12 protein-coding genes, 2 tRNA genes and 3 rRNA genes are annotated in these 19,096 nt (G+C 58.2%); 15 read left to right on the top strand and 2 right to left on the bottom strand.

The window, feature by feature from the left end; genetic code table 11:
• Nucleotides 1–147: 147 nt before the first annotated feature.
• Nucleotides 148–1,032: a ChaN family lipoprotein gene (locus DV532_RS21460; RefSeq protein WP_056795180.1), complete on the top strand. Its 885-nt coding sequence runs from the start codon at nucleotides 148–150 to the stop codon at nucleotides 1,030–1,032.
• Nucleotides 1,033–1,212: 180 nt separating this feature from the next.
• Here the strand turns inward: DV532_RS21460 and DV532_RS21455 are convergent, their stop codons facing one another.
• The gene (locus tag DV532_RS21455) at nucleotides 1,213–1,491 is read right to left on the bottom strand and encodes a TfoX/Sxy family protein (RefSeq protein ID WP_056795183.1); all 279 of its coding nucleotides are present in this window, start codon (nucleotides 1,489–1,491) and stop codon (nucleotides 1,213–1,215) included.
• A 161-nt stretch (nucleotides 1,492–1,652) separates the two neighbouring features.
• The gene (locus DV532_RS21450; protein ID WP_056795186.1) at nucleotides 1,653–3,215 is read right to left on the bottom strand and encodes a bifunctional aminoglycoside phosphotransferase/ATP-binding protein; all 1,563 of its coding nucleotides are present in this window, start codon (nucleotides 3,213–3,215) and stop codon (nucleotides 1,653–1,655) included.
• Between the two features lie 115 nt (nucleotides 3,216–3,330).
• Here DV532_RS21450 and mrcB point away from each other — a divergent pair, with 115 nt between their 5' ends.
• The 14 genes from mrcB (at nucleotide 3,331) to rrf (ending at nucleotide 19,070) form a co-directional block, all read left to right on the top strand.
• On the top strand, nucleotides 3,331–5,652 hold the full coding sequence (gene mrcB, locus DV532_RS21445) for a penicillin-binding protein 1B (RefSeq protein WP_056795189.1): 2,322 nt from the start codon (nucleotides 3,331–3,333) through the stop codon (nucleotides 5,650–5,652).
• Nucleotides 5,653–5,667: 15 nt separating this feature from the next.
• Nucleotides 5,668–6,471, top strand: coding sequence for a M48 family metallopeptidase (locus tag DV532_RS21440; protein ID WP_056795192.1), 804 nt, complete (start codon nucleotides 5,668–5,670; stop codon nucleotides 6,469–6,471).
• Complete coding sequence (locus tag DV532_RS21435) at nucleotides 6,471–6,803, top strand: YqcC family protein (RefSeq protein ID WP_056795196.1); 333 nt, start codon at nucleotides 6,471–6,473, stop codon at nucleotides 6,801–6,803. The genes DV532_RS21440 and DV532_RS21435 overlap by 1 nt, the downstream gene beginning before the upstream one ends.
• A 407-nt stretch (nucleotides 6,804–7,210) precedes the next feature.
• Nucleotides 7,211–8,935, top strand: a complete 1,725-nt coding sequence (locus DV532_RS21430) for an acetolactate synthase 3 large subunit (protein WP_056796682.1) — start codon at nucleotides 7,211–7,213, stop codon at nucleotides 8,933–8,935.
• A 1-nt stretch (nucleotide 8,936) separates the two neighbouring features.
• On the top strand, nucleotides 8,937–9,428 hold the full coding sequence (gene ilvN / locus DV532_RS21425) for an acetolactate synthase small subunit (RefSeq protein ID WP_056795199.1): 492 nt from the start codon (nucleotides 8,937–8,939) through the stop codon (nucleotides 9,426–9,428).
• A 54-nt stretch (nucleotides 9,429–9,482) separates the two neighbouring features.
• Nucleotides 9,483–10,499, top strand: coding sequence for a ketol-acid reductoisomerase (ilvC, locus tag DV532_RS21420; protein WP_056795202.1), 1,017 nt, complete (start codon nucleotides 9,483–9,485; stop codon nucleotides 10,497–10,499).
• A 150-nt stretch (nucleotides 10,500–10,649) separates the two neighbouring features.
• Nucleotides 10,650–11,501 carry a CDP-diacylglycerol--serine O-phosphatidyltransferase gene (pssA, locus tag DV532_RS21415; RefSeq protein ID WP_056795204.1) on the top strand — a complete coding sequence of 284 codons (852 nt, stop codon included), beginning with the start codon at nucleotides 10,650–10,652 and terminating at the stop codon, nucleotides 11,499–11,501.
• A 79-nt stretch (nucleotides 11,502–11,580) separates the two neighbouring features.
• Nucleotides 11,581–12,594 carry a protein-methionine-sulfoxide reductase catalytic subunit MsrP gene (msrP, locus tag DV532_RS21410; protein ID WP_056795206.1) on the top strand — a complete coding sequence of 338 codons (1,014 nt, stop codon included), beginning with the start codon at nucleotides 11,581–11,583 and terminating at the stop codon, nucleotides 12,592–12,594.
• Nucleotides 12,594–13,205, top strand: coding sequence for a protein-methionine-sulfoxide reductase heme-binding subunit MsrQ (gene msrQ, locus DV532_RS21405; protein ID WP_056795209.1), 612 nt, complete (start codon nucleotides 12,594–12,596; stop codon nucleotides 13,203–13,205). Before msrP ends, msrQ begins: the two co-directional genes overlap by 1 nt.
• 705 nt (nucleotides 13,206–13,910) lie before the next feature.
• Nucleotides 13,911–15,447: ribosomal RNA gene (locus DV532_RS21395) — 16S ribosomal RNA — on the top strand.
• 79 nt (nucleotides 15,448–15,526) lie between these two features.
• Nucleotides 15,527–15,603, top strand: a tRNA-Ile gene (locus DV532_RS21390).
• Nucleotides 15,604–15,609: 6 nt separating this feature from the next.
• Nucleotides 15,610–15,685: transfer RNA gene (locus tag DV532_RS21385), tRNA-Ala, on the top strand.
• 238 nt (nucleotides 15,686–15,923) lie between these two features.
• Nucleotides 15,924–18,816, top strand: a 23S ribosomal RNA gene (locus DV532_RS21380).
• A gap of 138 nt (nucleotides 18,817–18,954) precedes the next feature.
• Nucleotides 18,955–19,070: ribosomal RNA gene (gene rrf, locus DV532_RS21375) — 5S ribosomal RNA — on the top strand.
• The 16S, 23S and 5S rRNA genes sit together here with 2 tRNA genes alongside, the layout of an rRNA operon.
• Nucleotides 19,071–19,096 lie beyond the last annotated feature (26 nt).

The following is a 19,096-nucleotide window of genomic DNA, read 5'->3' as shown; positions in this document are numbered from 1 at the left end:
AAGCTTGCGCAATCACTGTAGGAGCGGGCTTGCCCGCGAACACGGGCTTGCCCGTGCCATCCACCGCGGTGCCTGTTTCGCGGGTAAACCCGCTGCCGCAATTAGCCGGTGCAGGCCAGATACACAAGTGACACGGAGGTACTGCCGATGCGACATCCGCTGCTGTCCGCGTTCTCGCTGTGCTTGGTACTGGCACTGGCTGGCTGCCAGGCCAGCCTGCCGCCGTTGCCTGCTTGGCAGAGCAGTGAAGGGCGCACACATGCCCAGTTGGGGCACATCGTCGACCTTGCCAGTGGCCAGCTGATCAGCCCTGAGCAGTTGGTGCAGCGCCTGGCTGCCGCCCCCCGGGTGCTGGTAGGTGAGAAACACGACAACCCCGACCATCACGCGCTGCAGCTGTGGCTGTTGCGCGCCCTGCAAAGCCAACGTGCGCAGGGCAGCTTGTTGCTGGAGATGCTGCAACCTGAGCAGCAGCCGCTGGTGGACAAGCTTGCCGGGCAACCCTTGCCGGCAGACTTGCCCAGGGCCCTGGCTTGGCAGGATGGATGGAGTTGGCCGATGTATGGGCCGATAGTGACGCAGGCCTTGCAGCAGCAAATGCCTTTGCTGGCCGCCAACCTTTCACCTGCCGAGATGCGCCAGGCCTATCGACAAGCGGCTTCGATAGTAGGCGAACGGTCCAATGCACCGACGGTAAAGGCCGCTTTGCTGGAGCAGGTGCGTGCCGGGCATTGCGGGATGCTGCCAGAAAGCCAGTTGCCAGCGATGCTCGCCGTGCAGCAGCAACGTGACCGGCGCATGGCCATGCGTTTGTTGGCCGCGCCGCAGCCGGCGCTGCTGTTTGCCGGCAGCTATCACGTGCGCAAGGACTTGGGTGTGCCATTGCACCTGGCTGACCTGGGGGCGCAAGGGCAGAGCAAGGTCGTGCTGCTGGCCGAGGTGGGCGAACAGGTTGGGCCAGGTGAGGCAGATTTTGTGTGGTACACGGCGGCGCTGCCAGAGCAGGACTACTGCGCACAGCTGCGGCGATAGCGCCTGGCAAACAACAGGCAAAAAAAGACCCGGCAAATTGCCGGGTCAATAACCGTGATTAGCCTGATGAGGAGATAACCTGAGAGTCCGAACCAAGGGCTCTTAGCTTATCCAACCAGTCTCGCGACCAGTTGCGCTAATCATAACGATTCTCATTTCCGAGTCAATCCCCTGCTGCGCTTATTTTGAATTTTTTTGCCCAGTGGTTTTCGCGTCCAGTTGCTGGTTCAGCGCTTCTTTGCGTTCGAGCGGCAAATCGTTCCAGTGCATGTCTAGCAAGGCGCCTTCAATGGCATACAACAGCACCTTCGATGCGCGGAACCCTCGCGTCTTCACGGCCTGGTATGCGCCAACCGCGCCCAGCCGGCGAAGGTCCGATGCACTGTGAATGCCGGCTGCGTGCAGCCACTGCGCAGAGGTCTTGCCAAGGTTCTTCAGATGCTGCAATTCATCGTTCATCGAGCCTCCTTGCGATGGCTGAACGGGCTTTGGGGGATAAATCGCGAGCAGGTTTGAGAGGAGTGTAGCGGGGGTTAAGAAATGCGCGGCCTTTTGCCATCGGGGGCGACGAGATGCCCTGTACTGGCCGATTCGCCGGCCAGTACAGGAAGTGGGTGAGCTTACAGCCCTGGCAGGCGCTGGCGAATCTGCTCGATCACCTGATCCATGCTGCCCGCGCCCTGGGTATCGACCCGGGTGCTGTGTACCAGCTCCTGCGCATCCAACGGCTCACGGCTAGCCTGCTGGGCCTCGACTACGTCCAGGGTGGCATCCGACGGGTCGGTATTTTCGGCCTGACGCTGCTCCAGCCAGCTGGCGATGACCGCATCCGGCGCATGGCAGTCGAGGATAAGGAATGGCACGCCGGTCTGGCTGGCGACTTCCGCCGCGGCCTGGCGCTGCTCGCGCTTGAGGTAAGTAGCATCCAGCACTACCGGGAACCCGGCGTGCAACACGGTCGCCGCCACCTCGTGCAGGCGCTGGTAGGTCGCCACGCTGGCGTCCTGGTCATAGATGCCAGCGTCCAACTGTCCAGCCTCGGCCTGTTGTTGTTCGCCGAACAGGCGCTTGCGCTCGACGTCCGAGCGCACGCGCACCGCGCCCAAGGCCTCGACCATGCGCATGGCGACGTGGCTTTTTCCTACCGCCGAAACGCCGTGGGTGATGGCCAGCAGGCGCGAGGGGATGGCGCTGTAGCTTTCTGCCAGGTTGGCGTAGTTGCGGTAGGTGCGCAGGGTGGTGGCGCGCTGCACGCCATCGGCATCGGCCGGCATGCTGAACAGCGCCACCTTGGCCCGCACCAGCGCGCGATAGGCTTTGTAGAAGTTGAGCAGTTCCAGGCCTTGGTAGTCGCCGGTCAGTTCCAGGTACTGGCTGATAAAGCGCCGCGCCAGGCATTTCAGGCCGCGGTCTTCCAAGTCCATGGCCAGGAAGGCAGTGTCGGCGTAGACGTCGGTCAGGCGGAACGGTTCGTTGAACTCGATGCAGTCGAAGATCACCACCTTGCCATCGATCAGGGTGGCGTTGCCCAGGTGGATGTCACCGTGGCATTCACGGATGAAACCGTTGGCCTTGCGCTTTTCCAGCAGGCCGTGCAGGCGCTCGAAGCTGCTGCGGGCCCAGGCCTGCAGGGCGTCGAGCTGTTGCAGGTCGGCCTTGTCGCTGAGGAACGGGCGAATTTGTTCGAAGTTTTGCTCCACCGGCGCCATCACGCTGTCTGGCGTGCCCAGCGGGTGCTCCACGGGCACGCGTGGGGCCTGCAGATGGAACTCGGCGATCTGCCGGGCCATCTGGTCGATGTGCGCGGCGTTCAGTTCGCCATTGGCCTGCAGGGTGTTGAGCATCTGCCCCTGGGGGAATTGGCGCATTTTCAGCACGTACTCGATGGCTTCGCCTTCACCACCGATCTGCGGCGCGTCAACGCTACCGGTAATCGGCAACACGTCCAGGTACAGGCCGTCGGTCAGGCGCTGGTTCAGGCGCAATTCTTCGTGACAAAAATGCTGGCGCTGATCCAGGCCGGTGAAGTCGAGGAAGCCGAAGTTCATTGGCTTCTTGATCTTGTAGGCATACTCGCCGGTGAGCAGGACCCAGGAGATATGCGTCTCGATGAGCTGGAACCCCGCCACGGGGTGAGGGTACAGGGCTGGGTTCTGCAACGCGGTGATAAGGGCTTGGCTCACAGGAAATCCTTCCGGGGGCAGGGAATTCGAATGCGCCATTATGGTCAATGGTGCCGTCCCTGCCTACCGCCGGGCCGTCTGCCCAGCCTTTATAAAGTGCGTATAATCCGCCGCCATGACCCGAACCCGAAATCCCCGTACCCCTCAGAAACGCCCGACCGGCCGCTCTCGCGCCTGGCTGGGCTGGGCTTTGAAGCTCAGCCTGGTCGGCCTGGTGATCGTCGCCGGCTTCGCGGTTTACCTCGATGCTGTCGTCCAGGAAAAGTTCTCTGGCAAGCGCTGGACCATCCCGGCCAAGGTGTATGCCCGGCCGCTGGAGCTGTTCACTGGCCAGAAGCTGAGCAAGAACGACTTCCTGACTGAGCTGGACGCGCTCGGCTACCGCCGTGAAAGCGCGGCCAACGGCCCCGGTGCGGCGGCTGTCAACGGCAATACTGTCGACCTCAACACCCGTGGCTTCCAGTTCTATGAGGGCATGGAACCTGCGCAGTTCGTGCGTGTGCGCTTCTCCGGCGATTACGTGGCGGGCCTTTCCGGGGCCACCGGCAAGGCGCTCGATGTGGTGCGCCTGGAACCGCTGATGATTGGCGGCATTTATCCGAAAAACCTTGAAGACCGCATTCTGATCAAGATCGACCAGGTGCCTAAGTACCTGCTCGAAACCCTGGTAGCAACGGAAGACCGCGACTTCTACAGCCACTTCGGCGTGTCGCCCAAGTCCATCGCCCGGGCCATGTGGGTCAATACCTCGGCCGGCTCGATGCGCCAGGGCGGCAGTACCCTGACCCAGCAGTTGGTGAAGAACTTCTACCTCACCAGTGAGCGCAGCCTCAGCCGCAAGCTGACCGAGGCGATGATGGCCGTGCTGCTGGAGCTGCACTACGACAAGCGCGAGATCCTCGAGGCCTACCTCAATGAGGTGTTCGTCGGCCAGGATGGCCAGCGTGCGGTGCACGGTTTCGGCCTGGCCAGCCAGTTCTTCTTCAGCCAGCCGTTGTCGGAGCTGAAACTGCACCAAATCGCCTTGCTGGTGGGCATGGTCAAGGGCCCGTCCTACTACAACCCGCGCCGCTACCCCGACCGCGCCTTGGCCCGCCGCAACCTGGTACTCGACCTGGTGGCCGAGCAGGGCGTGGCTACCCAGGCAGAAGTCGATGCGGCGAAGCAGATGCCGCTGGGCGTGACCAAGCGCGGCAGCCTGGCCGACAGCTCGTTCCCGGCCTTCCTCGACCTGGTCAAGCGTCAGCTGCGCCAGGACTACCGCGACGAAGACTTGACCGAGGAAGGCCTGCGCATCTTCACCAGCTTCGACCCGATCCTGCAGATGAAGGCCGAAACCTCGATGAGCGAGACCTTCAAGCGCCTGGCGGGGCGCAAGGGGGCTGATGAGGTGGAGTCGGCAATGGTCGTGACCAACCCGGAAACCGGTGAAGTGCAGGCGCTGATCGGTAGCCGCCAGGCGGGCTTTGCGGGCTTCAACCGCGCCATTGATGCGGTGCGGCCGATTGGTTCGCTGGTCAAGCCGGCGGTGTACCTCACTGCGCTGGAGCAACCCACCAAGTACACCCTGACCAGCTGGGTGCAGGACGAGCCGTTCTCGGTCAAAGGGGCCGACGGCCAGGTCTGGCGCCCGCAAAACTACGACCGCCGGCCGCATGGCACCATCTACCTGTACCAAGGGCTGGCCAATTCCTACAACCTGTCGACCGCCAAGATCGGCTTGGAAGTGGGCGTGCCCAATGTGATCAAGACCATCGGTCGGTTGGGCGTGAATGTCGACTGGCCAGCCTTCCCGGCCATGCTGCTGGGCGCGGGTGGTATGTCGCCGATGCAGGTTGCGACCATGTACCAGACCATCGCCAATGGCGGCTTCAATACACCGATGCGCGGTATCCGTAGTGTGCTCACCGCCGAGGGCGAGCCGCTCAAGCGTTACCCGTTCCAAATCCAGCAAACCTTCGACCCAGGGTCTATCTACCTGGTGCAGAACGCCATGCAGCGGGTAATGCGTGAAGGTACCGGCCGCTCGGTGTACAACACCTTGCCGCGGACGCTGACCCTGGCGGGCAAGACCGGCACCAGTAACGATTCGCGCGACAGCTGGTTCTCTGGCTTCAGCCAAGACCTGCTGGCCGTGGTATGGATGGGCCGCGACGATAACGGCAAAACGCCATTTACCGGGGCCACCGGTGCCTTGCAGGTGTGGACCAGCTTCATGAAGAAGGCTGACCCGCTACCGTTGGACATGCCGCAACCGGACAACGTGGTGCAGGCCTGGATTGACCCGTACAGCGGCCATGGGTCTGATGGTAGCTGTCCGGGGGCGGTGCAGATGCCGTATATTCGCGGGAGTGAACCGCCCGCCGGCGCTACCTGTGGCGGCGAGCAGGATCCAGTTGAATCAGTCATGGACTGGGTCAAAGGCTGGATGAATTAAGCACAGGCTGCATTGATGAGGTGTGACGTGAACAAGTGGCTGTTTCCTGCCGTGACGGCGCTGGCTGTGCTCCAGGGGTGCTCCAGCGTCCCGCGCGGCAATATTCCGGTGGTCGATTCGAGCACCCGCGTGTCCAACAGCGAACGCGTGACGGCCACCCGCTCGGCGGGCGGCTATAACGCTGGCACCGCGCAAGCGCAGACGCTACCTGAGGATTCCGGCGTCACCGTGATGATCCCGCAGGGCGCTGGCGCTTCCAGCATCCAGACGTACCCGGCGGGCAATGGCGCGGCGCCGATCAGCACCTCGCCGATCACGCCGGGCCCGATCACCCCAGGGCCGGTCAGTTCCGCACCGATGACCACCAACCCCAACCCCATCGCCGACGAACCGTTCGACATCGCGTCGATGAACAGTGCCCCGCAAAGCACCAGCGCGCCAACCGGCATTCCGCGCAGCGCCGCTGCCGCGGGTGGGCTGTCGGCCGACGAGCAACTGGACGGCCCGGTGCTGGCGCTGCTGACCACTGCGAAGACGCAGCAGGGCAGCGGTGACTTCAACGGTGCCGCTTCGAGCCTGGAGCGTGCTCAGCGTATTGCCCCGCGCGAGCCGCAGGTACTTTACCGCCTGGCCCAGGTACGCCTGTCGCAAGGCGATCCGGCGCAAGCCGAGCAGCTGGCGCGCCGCGCCCTGACCTACGCCAACGGCCGCCCGAGCCTGCAGGCGGAGCTGTGGAACACCATCGCTCAAGCCCGTGAGAAACAGGGTGATAGCGCTGGCGCCGCACTGGCGCGGCAAAAAGCGCGGGTCAATTCCTGATGATCGAACAACGCATTTTGGATATTGCCGACCACCTGCTGCTGATCGAGCGTGAGCTGCAAGTGCAAGGCTGGTGGGATGACGAGCCGCCAAGTGACGAGGCATTGGCCAGTACGGTGCCGTTCGCCGTCGATACCCTGAGTTTCGAGCAATGGCTGCAATGGATCTTCCTGCAGCGCATGAAGATCATCATCGAGCTGGGCCAGCCGCTGCCCAATGCCTCGAGCATCCTGGTCATGGCTGAAACGGTGTTTGCCGACCGGCCGGAGCAAAGTCGTGAGCTGCGCCGGCTGTTGGCAGCTTTTGACCAATTGATCGCTCCTTCCGCCTGATTTCTTCAGTTTTTCCATCAAGGGCCGCAGATTGTGGCCCTTTTTTGTGAAAAACTTATTTATTCTGCTGCTGAAGCGATTTTTAGTGGTGGCAGGAATTCATCTTGGGGAAAAATTGGCAATAATTTTTCTTGACTTGTTGGCGCCGAATCACAAGAATCCAACTTCCGCTGTAGAGGGACTGCCAGAAGCAGACCCGCTAAGCAGATCATGAGGTGCACACCCGCGCCGACCTGTTACACCCCGCAACGCGTTACCTCGCGCTGGGTGGGAAAACCCCGCAACACTCTGGGGGCTCCCAATACTTGCTCAGTCAGTGCTGACGTTCGCTCATGCTCTGCTTGGCAGTAAACCTATTAAGACCCGTCCAGTGAGGGCGGTATTCTGGCGTTTTAGAGGTGAACAACGTGGAGCTTTTATCTGGCGCTGAGATGGTCGTCCGCTTTTTGCGTGACGAAGGCGTTAAGCACATCTACGGGTACCCTGGTGGTGCTCTCCTGCATGTTTACGACGCACTGTTCAAAGAACCGGAAGTGGAACACATCCTGGTTCGTCACGAGCAGGCAGCAACCCATATGGCGGACGGCTACGCCCGCGCCACCGGCAAGGCCGGCGTGGTGCTGGTAACCTCCGGGCCGGGCGCGACCAATGCCATTACTGGTATTGCCACCGCCTACATGGATTCGATTCCGATGGTCATCCTGTCCGGCCAGGTGCCTAGCACCATGGTGGGTACCGATGCCTTCCAGGAAACCGACATGATCGGTATCTCGCGGCCGATCGTGAAGCACAGCTTCATGATCAAGAACGCTACCGAGATCCCAGAAGTCCTCAAAAAAGCTTTTTACCTGGCGCAATCCGGTCGTCCAGGCCCGGTCGTGGTCGATATTCCAAAAGATATGACCAACCCGGCTGAAAAGTTCGAGTACGTCTACCCGAAAAAGGTCAAGCTGCGCTCCTATAGCCCAGCAGTGCGGGGCCACTCCGGCCAGATCCGCAAGGCTGCCGAGATGCTCCTGGCCGCCAAGCGCCCGATCGTCTACGCCGGTGGTGGCGTGATCCTCGGCGGTGGCTCTGAAGCCCTCACCGAAATCGCCAAGTCGCTGAACCTGCCTGTCACCAATACCCTCATGGGGCTGGGTGGCTTCCCGGGCACTGATCGCCAGTTCCTCGGCATGCTCGGCATGCACGGCAGCTACACCGCTAACCTGGCCATGCACAATGCCGACGTGATCTTCGCTGTCGGTGCGCGTTTCGACGACCGCGTGGTCAACGGCCCGGCCAAGTTCTGCCCGAACGCCAAGATCATCCATGTCGATATCGACCCAGCGTCGATCTCGAAGATGATCAAGGCTGACGTGCCAATCGTAGGCCCGGTCGACAGCGTGCTCAACGAAATGCTCGGCATCCTCAAGGAAATCGGTGAGCAGCCTGACAAGGCGGCGCTGGCTGCCTGGTGGAAGCAGATCGACGAATGGCGTGGCGATGGCGAGTTGTTCCCTTACGACAAGGGCGATGGCAACGTCATCAAACCGCAGAAAGTCATCGAGACCCTGTGCGAAGTGACCCATGGCGATGCCTTCGTCACCTCCGATGTGGGCCAGCACCAGATGTTCGCGGCGCAGTACTACCGTTTCAACAAGCCAAACCGCTGGATCAACTCCGGTGGCCTGGGCACCATGGGCTTCGGTTTTCCGGCGGCGATGGGCGTCAAGCTCAACTTCCCCGACCAGGACGTGGCTTGCGTGACCGGCGAAGGCAGCATCCAGATGAACATCCAGGAGCTGTCCACCTGCATGCAGTACGGCCTGCCGGTGAAGATCGTCAACCTGAACAACGGTGTGTTGGGCATGGTCCGCCAGTGGCAGGACATGGCCTACAACGGTCGTCACTCGCACTCGTACGTCGAGTCGCTGCCTGACTTCATCAAGCTGGCCGAGGCCTACGGCCACGTGGGTATCCGCATCACCAGCCTGAAAGACCTCAAGCCAAAGCTGGAGGAAGCGTTTGCGATGAAGGACCGCCTGGTATTCATCGACATCGCGGTTGACCGCAGTGAGCACGTCTATCCGATGCAGATCAAGGATGGCTCGATGCGTGACATGTGGCTGAGCAAGACGGAGCGTACCTGATATGCGGCACATCATTTCCCTGCTGCTGGAAAACGAACCAGGTGCGTTGTCCCGTGTGGTCGGCCTGTTCTCCCAGCGTAACTACAACATTGAAAGCCTGACCGTAGCGCCAACCGAAGACCCGACCCTGTCGCGTCTGACGCTGACTACCGTTGGCCACGACGAAGTGATCGAACAGATCACCAAGAACCTGAACAAGCTGGTCGAAGTGGTCAAGCTTGTCGACCTGTCGGAAAGCGCTCACATCGAGCGTGAACTGATGCTGGTCAAGGTCAAGGCCACCGGTGCCCAACGTGCCGAGATCAAGCGCACCACGGATATCTTCCGCGGCCAGATCGTCGATGTGACCGCCAGCGTGTACACCGTGCAGCTGAGCGGCACCAGCGACAAACTGGACAGCTTCCTCCAGGCAATCGGCACTGCATCGATTCTCGAAACCGTGCGCAGCGGCGTTACCGGCATTGCCCGTGGCGACAAAGTGCTCAGCATCTAAATTCAAAAATTAGCGATGGCTCCGCAGGGGCCGAGATATAACCAGGGGTAATTCATGAAAGTTTTCTACGATAAAGACTGCGACCTTTCCATCATCCAGGGTAAGAAAGTCGCCATCATCGGTTACGGTTCGCAGGGCCACGCTCAAGCGTGCAACCTGAAGGACTCCGGTGTAGACGTAACCGTCGGTCTGCGTAAAGGTTCGGCTACCGTTGCCAAGGCTGAAGCCCACGGCCTGAAAGTTGCCGACGTGGCTACCGCCGTCGCTGCCGCCGACCTGGTCATGATCCTGACCCCGGACGAGTTCCAAGGCGCGCTGTACAAGAACGAGATTGAGCCGAACATCAAGAAGGGCGCTACCCTGGCCTTCTCCCACGGCTTCTCGATCCACTACAACCAGGTTGTTCCGCGTGCCGACCTCGACGTGATCATGATCGCGCCGAAGGCCCCGGGCCACACCGTTCGCTCCGAGTTCGTCAAAGGCGGCGGTATCCCTGACCTGATCGCTATCTACCAGGACGCTTCGGGCAACGCCAAGAACGTCGCCCTGTCCTACGCTGCAGGCGTTGGTGGCGGCCGCACCGGCATCATCGAAACCACCTTCAAGGACGAGACCGAAACCGACCTGTTCGGCGAGCAGGCTGTTCTGTGCGGCGGTACCGTCGAACTGGTCAAAGCCGGTTTCGAAACCCTGGTTGAAGCCGGCTATGCCCCGGAAATGGCCTACTTCGAGTGCCTGCACGAGCTGAAGCTGATCGTTGACCTCATGTACGAAGGCGGCATCGCCAACATGAACTACTCGATCTCCAACAACGCCGAGTACGGTGAGTACGTAACCGGTCCGGAAGTCATCAACGAAGAATCCCGCAAGGCCATGCGCAACGCTCTGAAGCGCATCCAGGACGGCGAGTACGCGAAGATGTTCATCTCCGAAGGTGCTACCAACTACCCATCGATGACTGCCAAGCGCCGTAACAACGCTTCGCACGGCATCGAAATCATCGGTGAGCAACTGCGCTCGATGATGCCTTGGATCTCGGCGAACAAGATCGTCGACAAAGCCAAGAACTAAGTAACATCGCATCATGAAAAACGCGGCTTCGGCCGCGTTTTTTCGTTCTGGCAGCCAGCTTCTGGTATAAAGCAGACCAGTGGCCTGCCGTTAGAACCTGTTTCGCGGGCCCGTGTCGAACATTTTCTATCCTGTTGCAAGGTACCCTCCATGAGCGAACGTCCCGAAGAGCCGAACAAGCCCTCCGACGCCGAAAGCCTGTTACCTGTCGATGAGCACGTTGAAGAAGGGCATGACGCCGAAGGGCGCAAGGTGCGCCACCGCGGCATCTACCTGCTGCCCAACCTGTTTACCACCGCCAACCTGTTTGCCGGTTTCTATTCCATCATCAGTTCGATGAGCGCGCAGAGCGCTCTCAGTGCCGGTGACCCGCGCGAGGCGAGCAAGTACTTTGCCTTCGCCGCCATCGCCATCTTCGTGGCCATGGTGCTCGACGGCCTCGACGGCCGTGTTGCGCGCATGACCAATACCCAGAGCGCCTTCGGTGCCGAGTACGACTCGCTGTCGGACATGGTCGCCTTTGGTGTGGCCCCGGCCTTGCTGGCCTTTGGCTGGGCGCTGGGCGACATGGGCAAGGTCGGCTGGATGGTCGCCTTCATCTATGTAGCGGGCGCTGCACTGCGCCTGGCACGCTTCAACACCCAGGTCGGCACCGCTGACAAGCGCTTCTTCATCGGCCTGGCCAGCCCGGCGGCGGCGGGCGTGGTGGCGGGTACCGTGTGGGCGTTCAGCGACTACGGTATTCAGGGTTCCAAGCTGTCGTTCCTGGTAGCCCTGCTGGTGGCTGCGGCCGGCATGCTGATGGTCAGCAACATCAAGTACAACAGCTTCAAGGAGCTGGACCTTAAGGGGCGTGTACCGTTCGTGGCGATCCTGGCGGTGGTGCTGGTGTTTGCCGTGGTGTTCAGTGACCCGCCACGCATTCTGCTGCTGATCTTCCTCGCCTATGCGGCATCGGGGCCGATCCAGTTCTTGTTGAAGGTGCGCCGGCGTAAAGCGTGAAAATCGCTTAATGCAGGAATAACCTTCCGGCTCCATAGTCTCACTGGTACATCCGTTATCCAGTGCTATGGAGCCGCCCATGCTTATCAAGCTTCCCAGGTCTTCCGCGTGCAAGGCATCGGAGATCACCCCCGAAGGCATCTACCTTTCCCGCCGTACCCTGCTGGGCGGCTCTCTGGCGGGCCTGGCCCTGGGCGCGCTGCCGGGTGCTGTGGGTGCGGCTGAAGCCTCGCGTTATGCCGAGGTACAGGCAGGGGCTGCCCCAACCTGGTTCACCGACAAGCTCGCAGCCACGCGCTGGCAAGCGGTAACGGTGACGGGTGAGGCGATCACCCCGTTCAAGGATGCCACTCACTACAACAACTTCTATGAGTTCGGGCCCGACAAGGGTGACCCGGCTGCCAATGGCGACAGCTTGAAGACCGAGCCGTGGAGCGTTGTGGTTGATGGTGAAGTGGGCAAGCCGGGGCGCTATGCGCTGGAAGACTTCGTTAAACCCTATCAGCTTGAAGAGCGCATTTATCGGCTGCGCTGCGTAGAGGCGTGGTCGATGGTGATTCCGTGGTTGGGGTTCCCCTTGGCGCAGGTACTCAAGCAGGTCGAGCCGACCGCCAAGGCGCGTTATGTGCGCTTCGAAACCCTGAAGGACCCGCAGCATATGCCGGGGCAGCGTTCTGGGTTTGCCTTGATCGACTGGCCATATAGAGAAGGGCTGCGCCTGGACGAGGCGATGCACCCGCTGGCGATTCTCGCCGTGGGCATGTATGGCCGAGAGCTGCCCAACCAGAATGGCGCGCCATTGCGGTTGGTGGTGCCGTGGAAGTATGGCTTCAAGAGCATCAAGTCGATCGTGCGCATTAGCCTGGTCGCCGAGCAGCCCGGTACTACCTGGGAAGGGCTGGCGCCGGATGAGTATGGCTTCTATGCCAATGTGAACCCGACTGTCGACCACCCACGCTGGAGCCAGGCGCGCGAGCGGCGGTTGCCCAGTGGGCTGTTCAGTCCGAATGTGCGGGAAACACAGATGTTCAATGGCTACGCCGATGAAGTGGCGTCGTTGTATACCGGGCTTGATCTGCGGAAGAACTATTGATGCGTTATCCCTGGTTTCGCCTGGCCATATTCGTCGTGGGGTGCCTGTTCCCCGCGTGGTGGTTGTATGAGGCGGCGATGAACCTGCTGGGGCCGGACCCTGGGAAAATCATGATGGATCGCCTGGGGCTTGGGGCGTTGACCTTCCTGCTGGTGACCTTGGGCATGACGCCGCTGCAGAAGCTGACGGGGTGGTCGGGCTGGATTGTGGTGCGCCGGCAGCTGGGGTTGTGGGTGTTTGCCTATATCGTGCTGCACATCCTGGCCTACCTGTTCTTTATTCTGGGGCTGGACTGGGGGCAGTTGGCGGTGGAATTGCGCAAGCGGCCTTACATTATTGTGGGGGCGTTGGGGTTTCTAGGGTTGTTGGCGTTGGCGGCGACCTCGAACCGGTATAGCCAGCGGCGCTTGGGGGCGCGGTGGAAGAAGCTGCACAGATTGGTGTATGCCGTGCTGGGGTTAGGGTTGTTGCATTTTTTATGGATCGTGCGCTCGGACCTGCGGGAGTGGGCGGTTTATGCGGTTATTGGGGTTGTGCTGATGGTGCTGCGGATTCCTGCGGTTTCGCGGGCGTTGCCCAGGTTGGTCAGGAAGCAGGGTAAGGTGGTATGAGGGTTTTGCGCGCGAACGCCTTGGTGCCTGTGTTGATCAAACAAGGCGGTCGCGCGCGCCAGGCACAGGCGATATTGGCCCAAAACAGATGTGGGAGCGGGCTTGCCCCGCGAAGCGCCGCGCGGGCGGCGCTCGATCTCCTAGGCGCTGAAGGTGTGGTGTCGAACACCTGGCGGCCCTGACACGGTCTTTTCCCGTTATATTTCATATTCTTGAAATTAAAGGTTGACGCCCTTTCGAATCCCCTTATAATGCGCCCCACTTCCAGCGACAACGGAACGACAAACTCCTTGAGATTCAACGAGTTAAGTAGTTCAGAAGAAGCTGAAAGGGCTACGATCGAATGATCGAAAGCGGTTGAGATGATGGTTGACAGCGTTGCTAAACGCTGTATGATTCGCCTCCCGCTACGAGAGATCGCAGCGAGCCAAGTGTTTGAAGCTAAACGAGTTTCTCGCAAAAAACTTCAAAATAAACGCTTGACAGGCTCTGAGGAAAGCGTAGAATGCGCGCCTCGGTTGAGACGAAAAGCTCTTAACCAAACGCTCTTTAACAAATTGAATCAAGCAATTCGTGTGGGTGCTTGTGAGTATGGACTGATAGTCAAAAAGATTATCAGCATCACAAGTGACCATGCGAGAAATCAAATAGTCATTTGAGATTGCTGAGCCAAGTTTAGGGTTTCTTAAAAACCCAAGCAGTATTGAACTGAAGAGTTTGATCATGGCTCAGATTGAACGCTGGCGGCAGGCCTAACACATGCAAGTCGAGCGGATGAGAAGAGCTTGCTCTTCGATTCAGCGGCGGACGGGTGAGTAATGCCTAGGAATCTGCCTGGTAGTGGGGGACAACGTTTCGAAAGGAACGCTAATACCGCATACGTCCTACGGGAGAAAGCAGGGGACCTTCGGGCCTTGCGCTATCAGATGAGCCTAGGTCGGATTAGCTAGTTGGTGGGGTAATGGCTCACCAAGGCGACGATCCGTAACTGGTCTGAGAGGATGATCAGTCACACTGGAACTGAGACACGGTCCAGACTCCTACGGGAGGCAGCAGTGGGGAATATTGGACAATGGGCGAAAGCCTGATCCAGCCATGCCGCGTGTGTGAAGAAGGTCTTCGGATTGTAAAGCACTTTAAGTTGGGAGGAAGGGCAGTAAGCTAATACCTTGCTGTTTTGACGTTACCGACAGAATAAGCACCGGCTAACTCTGTGCCAGCAGCCGCGGTAATACAGAGGGTGCAAGCGTTAATCGGAATTACTGGGCGTAAAGCGCGCGTAGGTGGTTTGTTAAGTTGGATGTGAAAGCCCCGGGCTCAACCTGGGAACTGCATCCAAAACTGGCAAGCTAGAGTACGGTAGAGGGTGGTGGAATTTCCTGTGTAGCGGTGAAATGCGTAGATATAGGAAGGAACACCAGTGGCGAAGGCGACCACCTGGACTGATACTGACACTGAGGTGCGAAAGCGTGGGGAGCAAACAGGATTAGATACCCTGGTAGTCCACGCCGTAAACGATGTCAACTAGCCGTTGGAATCCTTGAGATTTTAGTGGCGCAGCTAACGCATTAAGTTGACCGCCTGGGGAGTACGGCCGCAAGGTTAAAACTCAAATGAATTGACGGGGGCCCGCACAAGCGGTGGAGCATGTGGTTTAATTCGAAGCAACGCGAAGAACCTTACCAGGCCTTGACATGCAGAGAACTTTCCAGAGATGGATTGGTGCCTTCGGGAACTCTGACACAGGTGCTGCATGGCTGTCGTCAGCTCGTGTCGTGAGATGTTGGGTTAAGTCCCGTAACGAGCGCAACCCTTGTCCTTAGTTACCAGCACGTAATGGTGGGCACTCTAAGGAGACTGCCGGTGACAAACCGGAGGAAGGTGGGGATGACGTCAAGTCATCATGGCCCTTACGGCCTGGGCTACACACGTGCTACAATGGTCGGTACAGAGGGTTGCCAAGCCGCGAGGTGGAGCTAATCTCACAAAACCGATCGTAGTCCGGATCGCAGTCTGCAACTCGACTGCGTGAAGTCGGAATCGCTAGTAATCGCGAATCAGAATGTCGCGGTGAATACGTTCCCGGGCCTTGTACACACCGCCCGTCACACCATGGGAGTGGGTTGCACCAGAAGTAGCTAGTCTAACCTTCGGGAGGACGGTTACCACGGTGTGATTCATGACTGGGGTGAAGTCGTAACAAGGTAGCCGTAGGGGAACCTGCGGCTGGATCACCTCCTTAATCGACGACATCAGCCTGCTGATGAGCACCCACACGAATTGCTTGATTCAAGAAGTTGAAGACGATCAAGACCCTATATAGGTCTGTAGCTCAGTTGGTTAGAGCGCACCCCTGATAAGGGTGAGGTCGGCAGTTCAAATCTGCCCAGACCTACCAATATGCGGGGCCATAGCTCAGCTGGGAGAGCGCCTGCCTTGCACGCAGGAGGTCAGCGGTTCGATCCCGCTTGGCTCCACCACTTACGCTGTACTGCTTGATCAAACTCAGAAATGAGCATTCGCTTCGAATGTTGATTTCTGGCTTTTGTCAGATCGTTCTTTAAAAATTCGGATATGTGATAGAAATAGACTGAACACCAGTTTCACTGCTGGTGGATCAGGCTAAGGTAAAATTTGTGAGTTCTGCTCGAAAGAGCGACGTGCGAATTTTCGGCGAATGTCGTCTTCACAGTATAACCAGATTGCTTGGGGTTATATGGTCAAGTGAAGAAGCGCATACGGTGGATGCCTTGGCAGTCAGAGGCGATGAAAGACGTGGTAGCCTGCGATAAGCTTTGGGGAGTCGGCAAACAGACTGTGATCCAGAGATCTCTGAATGGGGGAACCCACTCAGCATAAGCTGAGTATCTTGTACTGAATACATAGGTGCAAGAGGCGAACCAGGGGAACTGAAACATCTAAGTACCCTGAGGAAAAGAAATCAACCGAGATTCCCTTAGTAGTGGCGAGCGAACGGGGACCAGCCCTTAAGTTGGTTTGAGATTAGTGGAACGCTCTGGAAAGTGCGGCCATAGTGGGTGATAGCCCCGTACACGAAAATCTCTTATCAATGAAATCGAGTAGGACGGAGCACGAGAAACTTTGTCTGAATATGGGGGGACCATCCTCCAAGGCTAAATACTACTGACTGACCGATAGTGAACTAGTACCGTGAGGGAAAGGCGAAAAGAACCCCGGAGAGGGGAGTGAAATAGATCCTGAAACCGTATGCGTACAAGCAGTGGGAGCCTACTTTGTTAGGTGACTGCGTACCTTTTGTATAATGGGTCAGCGACTTATATTCAGTGGCGAGCTTAACCGAATAGGGGAGGCGTAGCGAAAGCGAGTCTTAATAGGGCGTTTAGTCGCTGGGTATAGACCCGAAACCGGGCGATCTATCCATGGGCAGGTTGAAGGTTAGGTAACACTGACTGGAGGACCGAACCGACTACCGTTGAAAAGTTAGCGGATGACCTGTGGATCGGAGTGAAAGGCTAATCAAGCTCGGAGATAGCTGGTTCTCCTCGAAAGCTATTTAGGTAGCGCCTCATGTATCACTGTAGGGGGTAGAGCACTGTTTCGGCTAGGGGGTCATCCCGACTTACCAAACCGATGCAAACTCCGAATACCTACAAGTGCCGAGCATGGGAGACACACGGCGGGTGCTAACGTCCGTCGTGAAAAGGGAAACAACCCAGACCGTCAGCTAAGGTCCCAAAGTCATGGTTAAGTGGGAAACGATGTGGGAAGGCTTAGACAGCTAGGAGGTTGGCTTAGAAGCAGCCACCCTTTAAAGAAAGCGTAATAGCTCACTAGTCGAGTCGGCCTGCGCGGAAGATGTAACGGGGCTCAAACCATGCACCGAAGCTACGGGTATCATCTTATGATGATGCGGTAGAGGAGCGTTCTGTAAGCCTGTGAAGGTGAGTTGAGAAGCTTGCTGGAGGTATCAGAAGTGCGAATGCTGACATGAGTAACGACAATGCGAGTGAAAAACTCGCACGCCGAAAGACCAAGGTTTCCTGCGCAACGTTAATCGACGCAGGGTTAGTCGGTCCCTAAGGCGAGGCTGAAAAGCGTAGTCGATGGAAAACAGGTTAATATTCCTGTACTTCCAGTTATTGCGATGGAGGGACGGAGAAGGTTAGGCCAGCCTGGCGTTGGTTGTCCAGGTTTAAGGTGGTAGGCTGGAATCTTAGGCAAATCCGGGATTCTAAGGCCGAGAGCTGATGACGAGTTGCCTTTAGGCGACGAAGTGGTTGATACCATGCTTCCAAGAAAAGCTCCTAAGCTTCAGATAACTGGGAACCGTACCCCAAACCGACACAGGTGGTTAGGTAGAGAATACCAAGGCGCTTGAGAGAACTCGGGTGAAGGAACTAGGCAAAATGGCACCGTAACTTCGGGAGAAGGTGCGCCGGCGAGGGTCAAGGACTTGCTCCGTAAGCCCATGCCGGTCGAAGATACCAGGCCGCTGCGACTGTTTATTAAAAACACAGCACTCTGCAAACACGAAAGTGGACGTATAGGGTGTGACGCCTGCCCGGTGCCGGAAGGTTAATTGATGGGGTTAGCGCAAGCGAAGCTCTTGATCGAAGCCCCGGTAAACGGCGGCCGTAACTATAACGGTCCTAAGGTAGCGAAATTCCTTGTCGGGTAAGTTCCGACCTGCACGAATGGCGTAACGATGGCGGCGCTGTCTCCACCCGAGACTCAGTGAAATTGAAATCGCTGTGAAGATGCAGTGTATCCGCGGCTAGACGGAAAGACCCCGTGAACCTTTACTATAGCTTTGCACTGGACTTTGAATTTGCTTGTGTAGGATAGGTGGGAGGCTTTGAAGTGGGGACGCCAGTTCTCATGGAGCCATCCTTGAAATACCACCCTGGCAACTTTGAGGTTCTAACTCAGGTCCGTTATCCGGATCGAGGACAGTGTATGGTGGGTAGTTTGACTGGGGCGGTCTCCTCCCAAAGAGTAACGGAGGAGTACGAAGGTGCGCTCAGACCGGTCGGAAATCGGTCGTAGAGTATAAAGGCAAAAGCGCGCTTGACTGCGAGACAAACACGTCGAGCAGGTACGAAAGTAGGTCTTAGTGATCCGGTGGTTCTGTATGGAAGGGCCATCGCTCAACGGATAAAAGGTACTCCGGGGATAACAGGCTGATACCGCCCAAGAGTTCATATCGACGGCGGTGTTTGGCACCTCGATGTCGGCTCATCACATCCTGGGGCTGAAGCCGGTCCCAAGGGTATGGCTGTTCGCCATTTAAAGTGGTACGCGAGCTGGGTTTAGAACGTCGTGAGACAGTTCGGTCCCTATCTGCCGTGGACGTTTGAGATTTGAGAGGGGCTGCTCCTAGTACGAGAGGACCGGAGTGGACGAACCTCTGGTGTTCCGGTTGTCACGCCAGTGGCATTGCCGGGTAGCTATGTTCGGAAGAGATAACCGCTGAAAGCATCTAAGCGGGAAACTTGCCTCAAGATGAGATCTCACTGGGATCTTGAATCCCCTAAAGGGCCGTCGAAGACTACGACGTTGATAGGTTGGGTGTGTAAGCGCTGTGAGGCGTTGAGCTAACCAATACTAATTGCCCGTGAGGCTTGACCATATAACACCCAAGCAATTTGCGCACGAAGCCAAATTGTGGTGGTGAAGATGATACGAACCGAAAGTTCGCAACGAACCACAAATATCACATATCCGAATTCGCTGGGCTGTCCATCTGGACATTCTGGCTACAGAATTTCTTGACGACCATAGAGCATTGGAACCACCTGATCCCATCCCGAACTCAGTAGTGAAACGATGCATCGCCGATGGTAGTGTGGGGTTTCCCCATGTGAGAGTAGGTCATCGTCAAGATTCATTTCGCAAAACCCCTATCTGCG

Origin of the sequence: Pseudomonas sp. Leaf58 (genome assembly GCF_003627215.1) — a bacterium.
Lineage (GTDB): Bacteria > Pseudomonadota > Gammaproteobacteria > Pseudomonadales > Pseudomonadaceae > Aquipseudomonas.
This window is presented reverse-complemented; position numbering and strand designations above follow the sequence as displayed.